The following is an 18,712-nucleotide window of genomic DNA, read 5'->3' as shown; positions in this document are numbered from 1 at the left end:
GTCGGGCAAATATCAGAAGGTGCGAAATCATATCAAAGTTGCGCGGTTTTTAGGCGCATTGCCCATTTGCATGAAAACTGTTCATGTTGCTGGCACGGTTAACAGCACCCAGGACGACCAGGCAACAATCGTGATGGCTTTCTAGAACCAGGACTTTTCGCACATGGTGCATCGTATCCTTGCCGGCGCCTTCGCTCTGCTCATCAGCAGCGCGGCGTTCGGGCAAGCCCCCCAGTCGAGCCCGGCTATTTCCTACACCCGGGACATTCAGCCGATCTTCACCGAGAAATGCGTGGCCTGCCACGCCTGCAACGACGCCGCCTGCCAGCTGAAGCTGGAAAGCCCGGAAGGCGCGGTACGCGGGGCCAGCAAAGTGCCGGTCTACGAGGGCGACCGCAGCAAGGCGGTGCCCACCACGCGGCTGTTTTACGACGCCCACAGCGAAGAACAATGGCGCAAGAAAGGCTTCTACTCGGTGCTCGACAACCAGGGCAGCCAGGCAGCGCTGATGGCGCGCATGCTGGAGTTGGGGCACAAGACCCCGCTCACGCCAAATGCCAAGCTGCCCGAGGAAATCGTCCTGGGCCTGAGCCGCAACAACATGTGCCCGTTGCCCCATGAGTTCGACGCCTATGCCGGTGCGCACCCCAAGGAGGGCATGCCGCTGGCGGTGACCGGGCTGACCGACAAGGAATACGACACCATGCGCCGATGGCTGGCGGCCGGGGCGCCGGTGGAGTACCAGCCGATCAAGCCCAGTGATACCGAAGCCAGGCAGATCGCCGACTGGGAAGAGCTGCTCAACCGCCCGGGTTCCACCGAGGCGCTGGTCGGCCGCTGGCTTTACGAGCATCTGTTCCTGGCGCACATCTACTTCGTCGGCGGCGAGCAGGGCCACTTCTTCCAGTGGGTGCGGTCACGCACGCCCAGCGGCCAGCCGGCCGACATCATTGCCACGCGTCGCCCCAACGACCCACCTGGCACCGACTTCTATTACCGCCTGATCCCGGTGCAGGGCGTGATCGTGCACAAGACGCACATCACCTACCCGATGGGGCCGCAGAAGCTCAAGCGGGTGAAGCAGCTGTTCTACGCCGGCGACTGGCATGCCGCCGCGCTGCCAGGCTACGGCCCGCGTCACCGGGCCAACCCGTTCGAAACCTTCGAGGCCATCCCGGCAGTGGCGCGCTACCAGTTCATGCTGGATAACGCCGAGTACTTCGTGCGCACGTTCATCCGCGGCCCGGTGTGCCGCGGGCAGATCGCTACTGATGTGATCCGCGACAACTTCTGGGCATTGTTCCAGGAGCCGGCCTTCGACCGCTACATCACCGACGCCGAGTACCGTGGCGAGGCCACGCCGCTGCTGGCCATGCCCGGGCAGATCGATGACGTGGGCAGTGTGCTGAGCCTGTGGCACGCTTACCGCGACAAGCGCAACGCATATGAAAAGCTGCGCCGCGACGCTTATGCAGACATGCCGGCACCGGGCTGGTCGACCTTGTGGGCCGGTAACGACAACGCGCTGCTGAGCATCTTTCGCCACTTCGACAGCGCTTCGGTCAGCAAGGGCCTGATCGGTGATGTGCCGCAGACCGTGTGGCTGTTCGACTACCCGCTGCTGGAACGCACCTATTACCAGCTGGCGGTAAACTTCGACGTGTTCGGCAACGTTTCGCACCAGTTGCAGACGCGCCTGTACTTCGACCTGATCCGCAATGGCGCCGAGGTCAACTTCCTGCGCCTGATGCCGGCCGACCATCGCCAGGCGATTCTCAGCGACTGGTACCAGAACAGCGGCAAGGTGAAGATGTGGATGGATTATGAAGACATCGACACCGACACCCCGAGTGGCATCAAGCTCGACCCACTCGACCCCAAGCGCGACTTTGGCCTGAAGCTGGTGCAGCGCACCGGCAGCCTGAATGCTGCGCCCGACCCGATCAACCGCTGCCAGGGCGCGTTCTGCTCACGGCCGCAGATGAGCGAAGAGTTCCGCAATGCCGAGCAGTCGCTCAGCCGCCTGGTGTCGCGCCCGGCTGCCGGGCTGAAGGTGATCAACCAGTTGCCCGAGGCGACCATGCTGCGCATCGAAGGGCAGGGCGGCCAGCGCCAGGTGTACAGCCTGCTGCGCAACCGCGCCCACAGCAACGTGGCGTTCCTGCTGGGCGAGGCGTACCGCTACCAGCCGGGGTTGGATACCCTGACCCTGTACCCGGGCGTGCTCAGCAGCTATCCCAACTTCATCTTCAACGTGCCGACCCGGGATGTGGCGGAGTTTGTCGAAGACATGGAGTATGCGAAGGACGATGCAGCCAGGTTCGAGCGCATTGTCATGCGTTGGGGCGTGCGCCGCAGTCACCCTGAATTCTGGCGCTACTTCCATGACCTGAACAGCTTCATCAAGGAGACCACGCCGGTGGAGGCGGGCGTGCTGGACATGAACCGCTATGAGAACCTCTGATCGGGTAGGCTGACCTTTCCGAGCACCCTGCGGTCGGAACTGGTGGGTGGTCCGGGGGCTGCTATGCAGCCCGATTGCCGGTGAGCGCGGTCCCTGTGGGAGCTGGCTTGCCGGCGATGGAGCGCAAAGCGCTCCCGAAGGCCTCAATACACCGGCAAGCGCAGGGTATTTCATGCTGTATTCGCTTCAGGCACTGCGGGCGTTCGCCGCCTGGGTGGTAGTCTGCCACCATTTCATGCAGATCTTCTTCGATTTCCACGCCACCGGCCCCATCGGCCAACTGCTCACTGACCGTGGCGCCGTGGGGGTCGACATCTTCTTTGTCATCAGCGGGCTGGTCATCTACCTGTCGACCCGCGACAAAACCATCGAACCGCGCCAGTTCCTGCTCAATCGGGTACTGCGTATTGTTCCTGCCTACTGGTTCTACTCCGCATTGATGGCCGCGTTGCTACTGGCCTTCAGCCAATGGATGCCGCATCAGGAATTCGCCTGGCATCACCTGCTCTTGTCGTTGCTGTTCATCCCGGCGGAAAACCCCGGTGGCTATGGCCTTTACCCGACCCTGAACGTGGGCTGGACGCTGAACTTCGAGATGTTCTTCTACCTGCTGTTCGGCCTGGCCTTCCTGGTACGCCAGCGGCATCACCTGCTGTTGGTGACTGTTGCACTGTTACTGGTCAGCGAGGTACTGGGGCGCATGGGCGTGCTCAGCCGCTTCTATAACAACGACATCATCTACGAATTCCTGCTCGGCATCGGTCTGGGTGTACTGTACCGTCGCGGGATGATCCGGCAGGGCAGGTGGTTGCCGCTGGCATTGCTGGGCGTGGCCGGCCTGGCGATCTACCATCTGGACGCTTCCCAGCGCTTGCTGCATTGGGGGCTGCCGAGTGCGATGATCGTGCTGGCCTTCGTGGCCCTGGAACCACTGTTCCAGGGCAATCGGCTGCTCAAGGCCCTTGGCGATTGTTCGTACTCGGTGTACCTGATACATGTGCTGGTGCTGTATGCCGGCTGGTTCGCCAGCCAGCGCCTGCACCTGAACCCGTATCTGGTATTTGCCCTGTGCGTGCCGTCCATTGGACTAATGTCGTGGTTCAGCTACCAGTGGCTGGAGCGCGGCCTGTACCGGCGAATGCAGGCTTGGCTGGCGGCGCCACGGGGGCGCTCCCCTGAATATGCGCTTTCCCGAGTCAATTACTAGGACTTTGTTCAAAGGCCGGGTTGGCGTACACTTGGCCGCAAGTCTGTGAGGAACCTACATGAGCGCTATAACCATTACCGACGCCGCCCATGACTACCTGGCCGATCTGCTTTCCAAGCAGAATACGCCCGGCATCGGCATTCGCATTTTCATCACCCAGCCGGGCACCCAGTACGCAGAGACGTGCATTGCCTATTGCAAGCCGGGCGAGGAGAAGCCTGACGACACCGCCGTGGGTCTGAAGAGCTTCACCGCTTACCTGGACGCAGTCAGCGTGCCGTTCCTGGAAGACGCGCTGGTCGACTACGCCACCGACCGCATGGGTGGCCAGTTGACCATCAAGGCGCCGAACGCCAAGGTGCCGATGGTCAACGAAGACAGCCCGATCAACGAGCGCATCAACTACTACCTGCAGACCGAGATCAACCCCGGGCTGGCCAGCCACGGTGGCCAGGTGAGCCTGGTGGATGTGGTCGACGACGGCATTGCCGTGCTGCAGTTCGGTGGTGGCTGCCAGGGTTGTGGCCAGGCCGACGTCACCCTGAAGGAAGGCATCGAGCGCACCTTGCTCGAGCGTATTCCGGAGCTCAAGGGCGTGCGTGACGTGACTGACCACACCCAGAAAGAGAACGCCTACTACTAAGGCTGACGCGCCTGCATGGCTTGTGTGAGGGCGGCTCTCTTAGCAACAAACTGTTACGGTTTCAACCCCTGCGACAACAGGCCGCAGCCCGTATTCAAAGGGCTGCAGGCCATACCCGCGTTCGTCGGGTAGAACCGCTTTGGGTGTCATGCAAGAATGCCCCGGTTTTTCAGCCGGCCCGTCCCGAGGGCCGGCACCTTCCCTGTAAAGGATGGTTTCATGAATGATCTACTTACCCGGCGCGCGGTTGTCGCCGGGATGGGCGTTCTCGGGCTTGGCCTGCTGGCAGGCTGCAGCCCGGCCCGCGGGCTCGAGTTCAAGTACGGCAAGAACATGAGCAACGAGATCCTTGGGCGCAAGTTCCGCCTCAAGGACCCGCAAGGCAATGTGCGCACCCTGTCGAGCTTCTACGGCAGCATGCCGATGATCTTCTTCGGGTTCACCCAGTGCCCGGCGGTTTGCCCGACCACCCTGGCGCGTGCGGCACAAATCCGCAAACTGCTGCGCGGTCGTGACCGCGACCTGTTCCAGGTGGTGTTCATCACCCTGGACCCGGAGCGCGACACCCCCGAAGTACTCGATGCCTACGTCAAGGCCTTCGACCCGTCGTTCACTGCACTCACTGGCACCCCCGAAGAAATCGCGGAAGTGGCCAAGGAGTTCAAGGTGTTCTACGAGAAGGTCCCGGCCGGTGACACCTATACCATTTCTCACTCGTCTACCAGCTACGTCTACGATACGCGTGGCACCCTGCGCCTGAGCCTGGGTCATTCCCTGAATGCCAAGGAATGCGCTGAAGACCTGGTCACCCTGATGGAGATTTGCTGAATGTCGATGCAACCGATCAAACGCGGCCTGGCTGCCCTGGCACTGATGGGCCTGGCCCTGCCGGCCCTGGCCCAGACCACGGTGAGCGATGCCTGGGTCCGTGCCAGTGTGCCGCACCAGCAGTCCACCGGTGCTTTCATGACCCTGACCGCCAGCAGCGACAGCAAGCTGGTGAGCGTGGCTTCGCCCGTGGCCAAGACCGTGCAGGTGCACGAAATGACCATGAACGGCGAGGTGATGGGCATGCGTGAGGTCAAGGCCGTCGAGCTGCCGGCCGGCAAGGCCGTGACCCTGGACCCCAATGGCCTGCATGTGATGCTGATGGGCCTGAACAATCAGGTGAAGGAAGGCGAGAAAGTGCCACTGACCCTGACCATCGAGGATGCCAAGGGGGCCAAGGAAACCCTCGACGTGCAGGCCGAAGTGCGTCCGCTCAACGCCGAGGCCGGCGGTGGGCATGACCACATGCACATGAAGCACTGACAGACCAAAGGGCCGCGCTTAGCGGCCCTTTTCTTTTTCAGCTGCGTCTTTCAGCTACGAAAGCGCGGCAGCGGCCTGTCGAGCGTTAGCGACGTAAGGGTCTTTCGAACCTGGGCCTCATCGGCCTCCAGTGCCTTCAGGCTGGCGCGGATCTTGCCGGCGGCGGGCACATCGCCCTGCCGGTCGATCCAGTCGGCAATCTCCTTGCAGGCACTGTTCAGGCAGGCCTGGCGCTGGTTCATCAGCGACAGGAGGGTGGTGAGCTCTCTTTCGGACATGGCAGGATCCTCCATTCAGCCTTGTCAGTGTAGCAGAGGGTTGGCGGGGCTCCTGCTGCCTCTGGAGGACATGCCGAAAAGGCGGAAAAATGGCCGCTCCGTTGCCCAAGTAACATCGAGTTACTGTTTTGGACGGATAAACACAATGTTTAAACCGTTGCCACCACTCCCCATGCGGTACCAACCTGCACTGCTTGATCAGGTGTGCTGAATAGTTCTGCGATGCAGTTTTGCAGGGGGTAGGCCTGCTTTGGGCATTAATTAGTGGGTGTAGGAATATTCTAAGCCTGAATTTTCCTGCGCTGGCTGTGCCGCTATGGTTACAACTTTAGCGTTGAGGCCGGTGGTGGATGAACTCTAAATTCAGCCGACCTAAACCGCTGGCTCAGGAATACAGCCATTATGCAGGCGTTGAGTCGTAACCCCGGAACACGTTCTCTGGCGTTGGGCTATTGCTTTTCCAAATGTGGTGAATTTGCCTTCGAAGCTGCGTTTGCCGTGGCAATCGTGTCCATGACCGAGGCGGATCTGCTTTTGATTGGCATCGCCTATTTCTTCCGCTACTTGCCGAGCATGGTGTGTTCACCCTTGGGCGGCTGGCTGGCGGATAACGTCGACAAGAAACGAACGCTTATTGCGGTCGAGGCGGCCAAAGGCCTGCTGGCACTTGCCTTCTTTACCTTGTTCAGCTTGTCCTCACCCGTGTTGCCCGTCCTGGTCGGCCTTGCGATGCTGATGACAGCGCTCGAATGCCTTTATGTGCCTGCGTTTCGCGCGTACTTTCCGGACCTTGTCGAAAAGGACCAGCTGGCCTCGGTGAACAGCGGCATCCAGGTGATCGAGGATGCAGCCTCGATTCTCGGGCCGCTGGTGTTTTCGGCATGTGTGTTACTGCTGTCTCGCGAAGCAACCTTCCTGTTCTTTGCGGCGTGCCTGGTGTTGTCGGCCATTTCCATCGCTACCCTTGAGCCTGCCAGGCAGGGCGTCCGGCAGGCATTCGATGGGCGCGCGATTGTCCGGGATGCGGCGCGCAGTGTAAGGCAGCTCAGGGTCAGCAATGCGCCTTTGTTTGCTGTTATTGGCTGCACCACGCTCTGTGCGATGTTCGCCACCTCGGTGATTCGCTTCATCCTTCCTGCGTCAGTGCTGGAACACTTCGCCTCTGAAGCGGCGGTGGGTTACGTATTTTCACTGCTTGCTGCAGGCACCGTATTGGGTGGCATGCTCTACACACGCTTCAACCCGCGCACAACCGCACGACTGGTGGTGCGTTACTGGGTGCTGTACGGCGCACTGTTTTTTGCTGCAGCGGTGGCACTGCAATTCAACAGCTGGCTGTTCCTGCTGATGTTGTTCCTGGTCGGCTTCATTGGTGCGTTTGTCGATATCGCTATCGTGACCAACATCCAGTGTTTGTCGAGCGAGCATGAAGTTGGCAGGAATTTTTCCCTCTACTACTTCACTGCCGTCATTGGTGACGCCGTTTCAGGGCTGATTGCCAGCCTGGTCTTTGTGCTTGCGGGGCCGGCAACCTTCATCTGGATGACGTTCATGCTGTTCATCGCGCCAGTGCGCTGGAACCTGAAAGAACATTCCCCGGATGGCGACAGTCGTGGATAGCCCGACGCGCGATGTTGGCGCATGGGGCGGCTTGTGTTGCGGGCTTCAGGCAGGGAATACAGATTGAGCGCATGCCTGCCGATACGCCCCCGGGGTAACCCCATACGCCTGCTTGAACTGCCGACTCAAATGGCTCTGGTCGGCAAAACCAAGGTCGAACGCCACCTCTGAAGCGGCCATGCCGCTCTTCAGCATTTCCCGGGCGCGGGCCAGGCGCCGCTGCTTCAGCCAGGCGTGCGGCGGCTGGCCGGCGGCTTGGCGGAACACCCGGGCGAAGTGGAAGGGTGACAGGTTGACTGCCGCCGCCAGCGTTTCAAGCGACGGTGGGTCGGCCAGTTGGCTTTCCAGCAGTTCGCGGGCGCGGGCCACGGCCAGGGGCTCGTGGCCGGGGGCCGAGGGTTCGGCGCATTGCCCGTGGCGTTGCACCAGGGCCAGCACTGCCTGGCGCCAGGCGGTCTGTTGCTGCAAGGCGCTGGCGCCGGTTTCGGACAACTGATGCAGCTGGCTGAAGGCGATGGCCAGGGCCGGGTCGTGGATCACGCTGTCCTTGAAGCTGGGCATGCCATGGCGGCCCAGCTCAAGTTCTTCGAGCACGCCGGTGACGCGCTCGTGCTCGGGGTAGAAGCCGCGGTAGCGCCACCCCGCTTCGTGGGCTGTGGCGCCCGTGTGCAGCTCGTCAGGGTTGATCAGTACCATGCTGCCGACCGGTGCCAGGTGCTCGCTGCCGCGGTGCCAGAAGCGCTGGGCACCGGATTCGATTACGGTGAACACGTAGCCTTCGTGCACATGCGGGGCGAAGCGCTGCTGGAAGTAGCGCGCGTGCAGCATCTCGACGTCGCCCAGGGCCGGCGCCTGCCAGAGGTGTGTCTGCTCGCGCAGGGGCGTGGTCATGCCAGCCAGCTGCGCAGAAGGAAGAAGATCAACATGCTCACCAGCATGCTCAGCAACACGCTGCGGGTCAACAGCACCAGGGCGATGGCCACCACAGAACCCAGCAGGTAGGGGTTGAGCAGGCTAAGGTTGAGCTGGTGGTCGGGCATGAAGATGATCGGGCCGCAGATGGCGGTGAGCATGCCCGGCACGGCAAAGCCGAGGAACTGCCGGGCATTGGAGCTCAGGCGCAAGGGCAGGCGTGGCTCAAGGAACGCGTAGCGGTTGAGGAACACAATGGCGCCCATGGCGAAAATCAGGATCCAGGTCATGCGCGGGCTCCGGCAAATTTCTGGCAGATGAACCCGGCGCTCATGCCCAGCAGGCCTGCGGCCACCAGGGCGGCCTCCCAATGCCAGTAGCTGAACAGCACCGAGCAGAACAGCGACACGGCTACGCACACCACGGTAGCCAGGTTGCGCACCAGCGGCGCGATCAGGGCGACGAAGGTGGCGACGATGGAAAAGTCCAGGCCGAGTTGATCGAGGTGGGGGATGTTCTGGCCCAGCAGGATGCCGGCCAGGGTGAACAGGTTCCAGGCGACGTAGAACGTCAGGCCTACGCCCAAGGCGTACCAGCGGTTGAACTGCTGCTGGTCGTACTGGCTGGTCAGGGCGAAGAACTCGTCGGTCAGCAAAAAGCCCAGGCCCAGGCGCCAGCGCAGCGGCTGGCTGGACAACACCGGGCGCATCGACAGGCCATACAGCAGGTGCTGCGAGGTGAGCAGCAGGGTGGTGAGCAGGATCGACGCCAGGTTGGCGCCGCCCTTTAGCATGCCAATGGCAACCAGTTGCGCGGCACCGGCGAAGACGATGGCCGATAGCCCTTGCCCCTGCCAGGCACTGAGGTTGGCCTCGATGGCCATGGAGCCGGCCAGCAGGCCCCAGGGGGCGACGGCCAGGGACAACGGCATGATGGCGATGGCGCCGTGGAGGAAGGCTTGGCGAGCGATGTGGGGCATGATGGCTGCAATGCGTGTACGAGGCAGATCAGCATGCCAGACAGGGCAGGGGATGGCTTGAACGATCTTGCTGATCGACGCGTTTCCTTGTGTGAGGAACTGGCTTCTCAGTAAATGAAAATTTGCGCGATCACTGTGGGAGCGGGCGCGCCCGCGAACACGGGCGAAGCCCGTGCCATACACCGCGCAGCCTGCTTCGCGGGCATGCCCGCTCCCACAGGTACAACGCAGGCTTCAGGCTTATGCGGAAGCTGTGGGAAGGTCAAGGGTGGCTGGTCAGGTGCTGTCGCGCGGTTGCGCAGCCGTTGATGTCCACGGCTTTCTGCAACAGGCTCAGGCGCTGCGGTGGGTCCAGGTCGCCGAGCAGGCGGTACACCTCGGCCTGGTAGTCGCGCTGGCGCCCCCACAACATTTGCAGGCCTTCTGGCCGGCTGCGGCTGCAGGCCAGGCGGGTGGCCGGTTGCGGGTAGTAGGGGGCGTACACGGTGGCCATGCTGGGGATGGCCTCCAGCGCTGCACGGTACTCGCTGCTGGCGTTGTAGGGCCGGCACCAGGTGGCGATCGCTGGCGCGGGTGCGGCAAAACCCTGCCTGAGACTGGCTTCGAGCAACGGGCAGGCGGCATCCGGAATTTGCGCGGCGGGCAGGTAAGTCATGTAGTACAGCGCCAGGCGGTACTGCGCAACCGGGTGGCCCAGCTCTACCGACTTTTTCAACAGGGCAACCGCTGTCGGCAGCGTGTGGGCCATGGCCTGGCCCTGGCGGCTGAGCTCGGGGTCGCCACCCAAGGCGGTGCGCAGGGTACTGGTATCGTCACCCTGGTTATCGGCCTGCTCCAGCAGCGGCAAGGCCTGGCGGTAGAGCAGGTCGGCGTGAGGGTCGATACGCACTTCCAGCGCGTGCGCAGCCAACGGCATCAGGGCGACCAACAGCGGGGGCAGGCGTCGCATGCGGCTCACAGGCAAGCCCCGGGGGCGGCCAGGCAAGGATGGACGGCTTCGATGTTAATGGCGGTCAAGCGTACGCCTCGGGAAAATCGGAACGACGGCCTATTCTAGCCACCCAAGGGGGGTGGCCGAAAGACCACGCGGCAACTGTCAGACGAGCTTGATCGGCGTGACCTTGCGTTGCGCGTGTTTTTCCTGTGCCAGGCCAAGCTTGGCGGTAATCACCTTGGCCAGGGCGTTGTTACCGAGGTCGTTCAGGTGCAGGCGGTCGATGAACAGGTCGGCGCCGAACACTGGCGAGCTGCTGAGCATGCTGTTCATGTCGTAGCAAGGCACCGGGTCGGCCTGGCTTTTGATACGGCGGAAAAAGGCCGAGTGCAACTGGCTGTCGAATGCGCCGTCCAGCAGCCGGTCGAAGTTCGCGGGTTGTTGCTCCAGCGCGGCCAGCATGGCCTGCTCACCAACGGGCAGGGTGTTGCGGCACCAGGGCAGCAACGGCTGCAGGATAAAGGTGAGGGTGGCGTGGCTGTCTGCCAGCAGACGGTCCCACTGACGCAAGGTCCGGCCAATGCTATCGGCAGCGCGGGCCAGGCGCCTTTCCGGGGGCGACAGCGGCCAGACGACCGGGGCTTCGACCGCAGGCGTGGTCAGTGCCTGGCCGATGCGCCGCCACAGTGACGGCCTACGGGGTGGCGCGGCAGGCTGCATGCCTTCGCTGAAACTGTTGAGAAAGGCCTGGTACGCCTTGGCGTGCTGTGGGTCGTTGGGGCTGGCGAGGACTTCGCACAGGGCTTCATGGGCCAAGCTGTTGAGGCCGCTGAGCACCACCACATGGCCAAGTTGGCCAAGGCGGTGCTGGTGCGTCAGGAACATCAGCAGTTCCTGGCCGGCATTGAGCCCGCAACCGGCCAGGCTCAGCCAGACCTCGCCGGTGAGCGCCGACAGGTGCGAAGCCACCGTGTGCTCGTCGGAGCTGGCGCCGATACCCAGGGCGGTCGAGCCGCCGACCAGCAGGTTGATGCGTGAAGCGCCGCCGCGTTCTGCCGCCGAAAAGCGCTTGCCGGCGCAATGGCTGTAGCGCAGGCCAAGGGCGTCGGTGTTGATGGTGCCGGAACGGTAGCCGGTTTCATGCACGTGCACAGTATGCGGCGCACGGCGGCTGCCCAGCAGCAGAAAGCGCTGGTAGTCCTGCTGCAACGGTGAAGGAGACGGGCTCGTATCAGTCGCTGTCATGGTCTGTCCTTCTGTTGCGCCGGGCGCTTCGTATCAAACTCAGGCAGCCAGTTCGTTGAGGTTGTACAGCAGGCCGCCAGCGGCGATCAGCAGCAACGCGACGCCCGAAGCCAGGCTTATCACGCGGTTGCTGCGCTGCGAGGCGATCTTGCCGATGGCGAAGATATACAGGCTGAGCACGGCGAAATCGATGGCCACCCACAGCAGCGACAGCACCACCATGCTTTTGCCGAACGACTCGGTGATCTGGATGAACTGCGGGAAGAAGGCGATGAAGAAAATGATGTCCTTGGGGTTGGAAATGCCCACCATGAAGCCTTGCAGCAGCCCGCCACGCGCGGCCTTGGGAGCCTCGCTCGGCGCTTGCGGGGCAGGCGCCTGCAGGGCGTCCCTCAGTGTGCCCACGGCGATGTAGCCGATGAACAGGCAGCCTAGCAGGCTCATGGTGCTGAGCCATGCCTTGTCGATGGCGGCGCTGGTGAGGATGATCCAGGCTGCGGCGCCGATCAGCACCAGTGAGGCCCAGTTGGTGCCAACGGCGGTGAACATGGCCTTGCGCGAGCCGGAGGCAGCTGCGGTGTTGACGATCAGCGCCACCACCGGGCCGGGGGTGGCGATGAGCAGCAGTACGGTGAGGGCATAGGTGAAGGTGAGTGCGGTGTTCACGGTCAGTTCTCGATCAGTAAGTCGGGTGTCGCCGGGTGTGCGGCATGTGCGTGGAACGGGCAGCGTGACGGGTTGAGCGAACCTGCCTCCTGCAGTTGGTACTGCTTCCATTCGTAGTTGTCGGTATCGCCGAAAAAGCCAAGGGTGTCGGGCATGACGCCGTCGTTGTAGTGGTGCACGCGCTCGCGTATGCGCTCGCGGATTCGTTTGCCACTCTCGGTGTTGGCGTTGGCCACTTCGTCGAAGTTCGCCCGTGGATTGATGACGAAGGTGATGTGATGCCCCAAGTTGCGGCTTTTCATCTGCTGGTGGCCGGGGAAGTTCATGTTGATGAACAAGGGCATGCCGGCATAGCAGAACGACCAGCCGTTGTCGTCGGGGTCGGTCGGCATGCCCTGCGGCCATGGGTGCGGGTCGCGTGCATGCACACCACGCAGCACCTTCCAGGCCAGTGCCTGCTGTTCGGCCAGGGTGTAATCGGGGGCTGTTTCGAGAAACACCACCAGTGGGCTGCCGATGCGCTGTTTGGGTGTGATCGGGGCGACCGTGCACACGTAGTCGGCCAGGCCCTGGGCGATGTCATCGGCCAGTTGTTCGGCGCGGGCGAAGAGTATGTGGCAGGTTTCGCCGTTCACCGCCTTGCGGCCGAACAGGCAAGGGAAGTCGGGGTTGGCGAGGATACTGCGAAAGTGTTCTATGGTTTTGAAAGTCCAGTGTTGCGTATTGCATCCATGTTCAACGGCCAGCTCTAGCGCATCCAGGCGATAGCAATTTCCATATCCCGTAAACATGATTTCCCCAGGCGTTGATTAAGTGAACGTTCCAGTCATATGCAGGCAGGATCTTGGTTATGTTTATTATTTACCTGCATTTTCCGAGACGCTCCCGACGTTGTAAAACGCGTGGAACTATGACCTACTATTAGTCTTGTTCATGCTCGGGACGCCGCCATGTCGGAACGGATTCAGGCCTTGCACGCCCTGCGTGCCTTCGAGGTGGCCTCTCGCTATGGCTCTTTTACCCGTGCGGCGGAAGAACTGGCCCTGACCCAAGGGGCGGTCAGCCATCACATCAAAACCCTGGAAGCCCTGTTTGGCTGCGACCTGTTCGAACGGCGTGGCCCGAAACTGAGCCTGACCGAGCACGGGCGCCTGCTGTCGCAAGAGCTGAAGGTTGGCTTCAAGATCATCGAAAATGCCTGCGCGTTGCTGCGCCAGGACCGCTACGGCTTGCGCCTGAAGGCGCCGTCTACGCTCACCATGCGCTGGCTGTTGCGGGCGCTGGATGCGTTCAAGAAGGCCGATGACAACTGCAGCGTGCAACTGTCCAGCGTGTGGATGGACATCGACAGCGTGGACTTCTATTCCGAGCCCTACGACTGCGCCATTCTGTTGGCCAGCGGGCGTTTCCCCGCCGATATCGAGAGTTTCAAGCTGTTCGATGAATGGCTGATCCCGGTGTGCCAGCCCGACTACATGCCACAGGCTCAACCGGCCCTCGCAGACCTGGCCCAATGCGAGTTCCTGCACCCGTCACCCGACCGGCGCGACTGGCGGCGCTGGCTGGCGCGGATGGGCGCACTGGAGATCAGCATCGACCAGGGGCAAGTGTTCGATACGCTCGACCAGGGCATTTCGGCTGCCCAGCAAGGCCTGGGTATTTCGGTGGTCGACCTGGTGCTGGCCAGTGCCGACCTGCAGGCCGGGCGCCTGGCAACGCCGTTCAAGCATGCCGTGGCCACTGGTGACGGTTACTACATGACCTGGCTCAAGGCCAGCCCCAAGGCGCGGCAAATGCACAAGCTGCGCGACTTCCTGCTTGGCCAGGTGCCACCGCTGGCCTACAAGGACATCAACTACCTGTACGGTTGAACACCCGCTCGAGCATGAAATCGATGAACACCCGCAACTTCGGCGGCATCTGCCGCCCGGACGGCCACAGCAGATAGAAACTGCCACGCCGCTCCATGAAGTTGTCGAGCACGCTGACCAGTGAGCCATTGCCCAGTTCGCGGCGCACGTTGAAGTCCGGCAGGCAGGTGATGCCACGGTGGTTCAAGGCAAAGCAGACGCGCGTCTCGACATGGTTGCAAACCATCGAGATGGGGATGTCGTAGGCTTGCTCGGGGTGCTCCTGGCGCAGCGGCCAGGTTTCCAGCTTGCCGCTGCTGGGGAAACGATAATGCAGGCAGGTATGCGCCGCCAGGTCGCGCGGGTGCAGGGGTGTGCCGCGTTCGCGCAGGTACTCGGGTGAGGCCACCAGGCGGTGCTGGAAGTGCCCCAGAAACTTGGCGTTGAGCCGCGAATCCACTGGCTGCCCGCCGCGCAGCACCACATCGAAGCCTTCGCCGACGATATCCACCATGCGGTCGGAAAAGTCCAGGTCCAGCTCCACCTGCGGGTACAGCGCCATGAACTCGGCCAGCGCCGGCATCACCAGCGCTGTGACCTGTGGCATGCTGACGCGCAAGCGGCCACGCGGGGTTTCGCTGGCCTGGGACAGCTCGTGCTCGGTGGCCTCGATTTCGGCCAGGATGCGTCGGCTGCGCTCGAGAAACAGAGCACCCTCGGCGGTAAGGGTAATGCTGCGTGTGCTGCGGTGGAACAGGCGCACACCCAGCCGGCTTTCCAGGCGCGCCACGCGTTTGCCCACGGCCGAGGCAGTGATGCCCAGCGATTGGCCGGCGGCGACGAAACTGCGGGTTTCAGCCACCCGATTGAACACCACGAAGCCGCTGAGGCTGTCCATGCTGCATTCCTGATTGCGGACACAGGTGTCCTGGGTGAGCGGCATTGTACCCGTCTTTTTCCGCAGTGGCCTTGCTTGCAGACTGTCCGCCTTGTTTTCCAACTCAAGGCAACCGCAATGTCCCAGACATCCTCCCCACCGTTGCTGGACGCCAGCAGCGAGCGCCTGCCCGTCAGTGGGCTGCTGGCGCTGGCCATGACTGGCTTTATCGCCATCCTCAGCGAAACCCTGCCGGCGGGCTTGCTCGACCAGATCGCCGACGGCATGCACATCAGCCAGGCCATGGCCGGGCAGTGGGTCACAGCCTATGCCCTGGGCTCGTTACTGACGGCAATCCCGCTGGTGACCCTGACCCAGGGTTGGTATCGCCGGCGCGCTCTGCTGCTGGCGATCATCGGCTTTGTGCTGTTCAACGGGCTGACTGCGTTGTCGACATCCAACAGCCTGACCTTGGTGCTGCGCTTTTTCACCGGCGCAGCTGCCGGGCTGGCCTGGGGCCTGATCGCTGGCCATGCCCGGCGTATGGTGCCGGCGGCACAGCAGGGCCGGGCCATGGCGTTGGCCATGCTCGGGCAGCCGATTGCCTTGTCGCTCGGGCTGCCGATTGCCACCTGGCTGGGCGCCGGGCTGGGCTGGCGCGCAACGTTTGTGGTGGTCACCCTGGTGGCGTTGCTGCTGGTGGTGTGGGTGCTGCGCTCGGTGCCGGAGTACCCGGGGCATGCCGCCGGCAAGCGCCCGGCGGCCATGCAGGTGTTGCGCACGCCGGGGGTGTTGGTCGTGCTGCTGGTGATCCTGAGCTGGATCCTTGGCCACAACATTCTCTACACCTACATTGTGCCGTTGCTGGCAGCGGCCGGTATGGCTGCGGACATTGGCCCGGTGCTGATGGTGTTTGGCCTATCGGCCCTGGCCGGGATCGGCCTGGTGGGGTTGCTGGTCGACCGGCATTTGCGCACGCTGGTGTTGCTGAGCATTGCCGGTTTTGCCTTGGCCACACTGGCCTTGGGGCAGGCGTCGTCATGGTTGATGTACCTGAGCATCGCCCTGTGGGGTTTGACCTACGGTGGCGCACCGACCCTGCTGCAGACCGCCTGTGCCGATGCGGCGGGCGAGGGCGGAGACGTGGCGCAGTCGATGCTGGTGACCGTGTGGAACAGCGCTATCGCCCTGGGCGGGATCGTGGGGGGCGTGTTGCTTATGGGGGGTGGGACCAACGCCTTTGGCGGGGTGGTATTGGCACTGATCGCGGTGGCCTGGTCGCTGGCCTGGGCGGCGCGCAGAAGTGGCTTCGTGGCGGGGGCACGCTAGCGTAGAATTGCGTTTTTCAGCAGAGGTCGACGCAGTGGAGTTGCAGCAGGGTTTTGTGCTGACCCGTCATTGGCATGACACGCCCGAAGGCACCTGCGTGGAGTTCTGGCTGGCAACCGATCAGGGGCCACGGCAGCTACGCCTGGCCCCACAGGTTTCGGTGGCGTTCATCGCGCAGGTGCATGAGGCGCATGCGCGGGTATTGCTGGCCAATGAGCAAGGCGTCGAGCTGCGGCCATTGCGCCTGAAAGACTTCGACCAGCGCCCGGTGCTGGGCTTGTACTGCCGGCAGCACCGGCAACTGATGCAACTGGAGCAACGCCTGCGCACCGCTGGTGTCGAGGTGTTCGAAGCGGACATCCGCCCACCCGAACGCTACCTGATGGAGCGCTTCATCACTGCCCCGGTACAGTTCACCGGTCAAGCCGATGCCCAGGGCGTCCTTTGCGATGCCCAGCTCAAGCCCTCGCCAGGTTATCGCCCGCCGCTGCGCCTGGTGTCGCTGGACATTGAAACCAGCGAGCGCGGCGAGCTGTACAGCATCGCCCTTGAAGGCTGCGGCCAGCGTCAGGTGTTCATGCTCGGCCCGGCCAACGGCACGGCCGACGGCCTCGATTTTGACCTGCACTACTGCGCTGACCGCGCCGCGCTGCTGGCCTGCCTCAACCAGTGGATGGCCGAGCATGACCCGGATGCAATCATCGGCTGGAACCTGGTGCAGTTCGACCTGCGGCTGCTGCATGAGCACGCCAAAGCGCTGCAGGTGCCGCTGGCGTTGGGGCGTAAAGGTGCCCCGATGACATTACGTAGCCATGCCGGTGGTGGCCACGTGTTCGCCGATGCCCCGGGGCGGCTGTTGATCGACGGCATCGAGGCGCTGCGCTCGGCAACCTGGAGCTTCCCATCGTTCAGCCTGGAGAGCGTTGCCCAGACGCTGCTCGGTGAAGGCAAAGCCATCGACACGCCTTACCAGCGCATGGACGAGATCAACCGGCGCTTTGCCGAGGACAAACCGGCCCTGGCGCGATACAACCTCAAGGACTGTGAGCTGGTTACGCGTATCTTTGCCCACACCCGCCTGCTGGAGTTCCTGCTGGAGCGGTCTTCGGTCACCGGCCTGGCAGTAGACCGCAGCGGTGGATCGGTCGCTGCGTTTTGCCACTTGTACATGCCGCAGATGCACCGTATGGGCTTTGTGGCCCCCAACCTTGGCAGCCGCCCTGACGAAGCCAGCCCCGGTGGCTTCGTCATGGATTCGCGCCCAGGCCTTTACGACTCGGTGCTGGTGCTTGACTACAAGAGCCTGTACCCGTCGATCATTCGTACCTTCCTGATCGACCCGGTGGGGTTGGTGGAAGGCCTGCGTGTTCCCGATGACGAGCATTCGGTGGAAGGCTTTCGGGGAGGGCGCTTTTCGCGTAGCCAGCATTGCCTGCCGGCGATCGTCGAGCGTGTGTGGCAGGGCAGGGAAGCCGCCAAACGTGACGGCAACGCAGCGTTGTCGCAGGCATTGAAGATCATCATGAACGCGTTCTACGGGGTGCTGGGCTCGAGTGGTTGTCGCTTCTTCGACCCCCGGCTGGCCTCGTCCATCACCATGCGTGGGCACCAGATCATGCGCCAGACCCGGGCGCTGATCGAGGCGCGCGGCTATGACGTGATCTATGGCGACACCGACTCCACCTTCGTCTGGCTCAAGGGTGCCCATGCCGAGGAAGACGCGGCGCGCATCGGCCGCGAGCTGGTGGCCGAAGTCAACCAATGGTGGCAAGCACATTTGCACGAAACCATGAACCTGCAGAGTGCCCTCGAACTGCAGTTCGAAGTGCATTACCGGCGCTTCCTGATGCCAACCATCCGCGGCACCGATGAAGGCAGCAAGAAGCGCTATGCCGGCCTGGTGCAGCGAGCCGACGGTTCTGAAGAGATGGTTTACAAAGGCCTGGAATCGGTACGCACCGACTGGTCGCCGCTGGCCCGGGAGTTTCAGCAGGCGCTCTATGGCCGTGTGTTTCGCGGCGATCCCTACCGCGATTATGTCTGCGAGTATGTGCGGCGTACGTTGGCCGGCGAGCAGGACGAGCTGCTGGTGTATCGCAAGCGCCTGCGCAGGCCGCTGGCCGATTACCAGCGCAACGTGCCGCCGCATGTGCGTGCCGCACGCCTTGCCGACGAGTACAACAAGCGCCTGGGGCGCCCCCTGCAGTACCAGCGCGGCGGCTGGATCAGCTACGTGATCACCACCGCTGGCCCTGAACCACTGGAAAACCTGCAGGCACCGATCGACTACGACCACTACATCAGCCGTCAGCTACAACCGGTGGCAGATGCCATCCTGCCCTTTGTCGGCGATGATTTCGCCCGTCTTACCGACCATCAGCTGCTGCTGTTCTGAAC

At 62.9% G+C, this 18,712-nt stretch carries 18 protein-coding genes; 9 read left to right on the top strand and 9 right to left on the bottom strand.

Annotation, left to right across the window (positions count from 1 at the left end; genetic code table 11):
* The first annotated feature begins 163 nt into the window (after positions 1-163).
* The 5 genes from N805_RS12660 to N805_RS12640 all read left to right on the top strand — a co-directional run bounded on the left by N805_RS12660 (position 164) and on the right by N805_RS12640 (position 5,625).
* Entirely contained in the window at positions 164-2,464 is a 2,301-nt protein-coding gene (locus tag N805_RS12660) for a fatty acid cis/trans isomerase (RefSeq protein ID WP_019471089.1), read from the top strand.
* Between the two features lie 172 nt (positions 2,465-2,636).
* Positions 2,637-3,671 (top strand): acyltransferase family protein, encoded by a 1,035-nt coding sequence (locus N805_RS12655; RefSeq protein ID WP_019471090.1) that lies wholly within the window; start codon positions 2,637-2,639, stop codon positions 3,669-3,671.
* A gap of 58 nt (positions 3,672-3,729) precedes the next feature.
* Entirely contained in the window at positions 3,730-4,314 is a 585-nt protein-coding gene (gene nfuA / locus N805_RS12650) for a Fe-S biogenesis protein NfuA (RefSeq protein ID WP_012271640.1), read from the top strand.
* A 219-nt stretch (positions 4,315-4,533) separates the two neighbouring features.
* Positions 4,534-5,142, top strand: coding sequence for an SCO family protein (locus N805_RS12645; protein WP_019471091.1), 609 nt, complete (start codon positions 4,534-4,536; stop codon positions 5,140-5,142).
* On the top strand, positions 5,143-5,625 hold the full coding sequence (locus N805_RS12640; protein ID WP_019471092.1) for a copper chaperone PCu(A)C: 483 nt from the start codon (positions 5,143-5,145) through the stop codon (positions 5,623-5,625). It begins immediately after the preceding gene.
* A 50-nt stretch (positions 5,626-5,675) separates the two neighbouring features.
* Here the strand turns inward: N805_RS12640 and N805_RS12635 are convergent, their stop codons facing one another.
* Positions 5,676-5,903 (bottom strand): hypothetical protein, encoded by a 228-nt coding sequence (locus N805_RS12635; RefSeq protein WP_016500485.1) that lies wholly within the window; start codon positions 5,901-5,903, stop codon positions 5,676-5,678.
* Positions 5,904-6,305: 402 nt separating this feature from the next.
* Between N805_RS12635 and N805_RS12630 the strand changes: the two genes are divergently transcribed.
* A complete protein-coding gene (locus N805_RS12630) occupies positions 6,306-7,523 on the top strand; it encodes an MFS transporter (RefSeq protein ID WP_026034422.1) in 1,218 nt (405 codons plus the stop codon).
* Positions 7,524-7,568: 45 nt separating this feature from the next.
* Here the strand turns inward: N805_RS12630 and N805_RS12625 are convergent, their stop codons facing one another.
* The 7 genes from N805_RS12625 to N805_RS12595 all read right to left on the bottom strand — a co-directional run bounded on the left by N805_RS12625 (position 7,569) and on the right by N805_RS12595 (position 13,050).
* On the bottom strand, positions 7,569-8,414 hold the full coding sequence (locus tag N805_RS12625) for an AraC family transcriptional regulator (RefSeq protein ID WP_019471095.1): 846 nt from the start codon (positions 8,412-8,414) through the stop codon (positions 7,569-7,571).
* The gene (locus N805_RS12620) at positions 8,411-8,725 is read right to left on the bottom strand and encodes an AzlD domain-containing protein (protein WP_019471096.1); all 315 of its coding nucleotides are present in this window, start codon (positions 8,723-8,725) and stop codon (positions 8,411-8,413) included. Before N805_RS12620 ends, N805_RS12625 begins: the two co-directional genes overlap by 4 nt.
* Entirely contained in the window at positions 8,722-9,414 is a 693-nt protein-coding gene (locus N805_RS12615; RefSeq protein ID WP_019471097.1) for an AzlC family ABC transporter permease, read from the bottom strand. The genes N805_RS12620 and N805_RS12615 overlap by 4 nt, the downstream gene beginning before the upstream one ends.
* A gap of 262 nt (positions 9,415-9,676) precedes the next feature.
* The gene (locus N805_RS12610) at positions 9,677-10,363 is read right to left on the bottom strand and encodes a hypothetical protein (RefSeq protein WP_019471098.1); all 687 of its coding nucleotides are present in this window, start codon (positions 10,361-10,363) and stop codon (positions 9,677-9,679) included.
* 147 nt (positions 10,364-10,510) lie between these two features.
* The gene (locus N805_RS12605) at positions 10,511-11,593 is read right to left on the bottom strand and encodes a hypothetical protein (protein ID WP_019471099.1); all 1,083 of its coding nucleotides are present in this window, start codon (positions 11,591-11,593) and stop codon (positions 10,511-10,513) included.
* Positions 11,594-11,632: 39 nt separating this feature from the next.
* Entirely contained in the window at positions 11,633-12,259 is a 627-nt protein-coding gene (locus N805_RS12600; RefSeq protein ID WP_019471100.1) for a LysE family translocator, read from the bottom strand.
* 2 nt (positions 12,260-12,261) lie between these two features.
* Complete coding sequence (locus N805_RS12595; protein WP_019471101.1) at positions 12,262-13,050, bottom strand: YqcI/YcgG family protein; 789 nt, start codon at positions 13,048-13,050, stop codon at positions 12,262-12,264.
* Between the two features lie 159 nt (positions 13,051-13,209).
* Here N805_RS12595 and N805_RS12590 point away from each other — a divergent pair, with 159 nt between their 5' ends.
* Positions 13,210-14,130: a LysR substrate-binding domain-containing protein gene (locus tag N805_RS12590; protein ID WP_019471102.1), complete on the top strand. Its 921-nt coding sequence runs from the start codon at positions 13,210-13,212 to the stop codon at positions 14,128-14,130.
* Here the strand turns inward: N805_RS12590 and N805_RS12585 are convergent.
* Complete coding sequence (locus N805_RS12585; RefSeq protein WP_019471103.1) at positions 14,111-15,007, bottom strand: LysR family transcriptional regulator; 897 nt, start codon at positions 15,005-15,007, stop codon at positions 14,111-14,113. The genes N805_RS12590 and N805_RS12585 overlap by 20 nt on opposite strands.
* A 117-nt stretch (positions 15,008-15,124) precedes the next feature.
* Between N805_RS12585 and N805_RS12580 the strand changes: the two genes are divergently transcribed.
* Together N805_RS12580 and N805_RS12575 are read left to right on the top strand one after the other, a co-directional pair.
* Positions 15,125-16,315 carry an MFS transporter gene (locus tag N805_RS12580; protein ID WP_019471104.1) on the top strand — a complete coding sequence of 397 codons (1,191 nt, stop codon included), beginning with the start codon at positions 15,125-15,127 and terminating at the stop codon, positions 16,313-16,315.
* Between the two features lie 34 nt (positions 16,316-16,349).
* Positions 16,350-18,710: a DNA polymerase II gene (locus N805_RS12575; RefSeq protein ID WP_019471105.1), complete on the top strand. Its 2,361-nt coding sequence runs from the start codon at positions 16,350-16,352 to the stop codon at positions 18,708-18,710.
* The last annotated feature ends 2 nt before the right edge of the window (positions 18,711-18,712 follow it).

The sequence above is a fragment of the Pseudomonas putida S13.1.2 genome (genome assembly GCF_000498395.2).
Classification (GTDB): Bacteria; Pseudomonadota; Gammaproteobacteria; order Pseudomonadales; family Pseudomonadaceae; genus Aquipseudomonas; species Aquipseudomonas putida_Q.
Note: the sequence above shows the minus strand (reverse complement) of the source record. Positions and strands in the feature narration are given on the sequence as shown.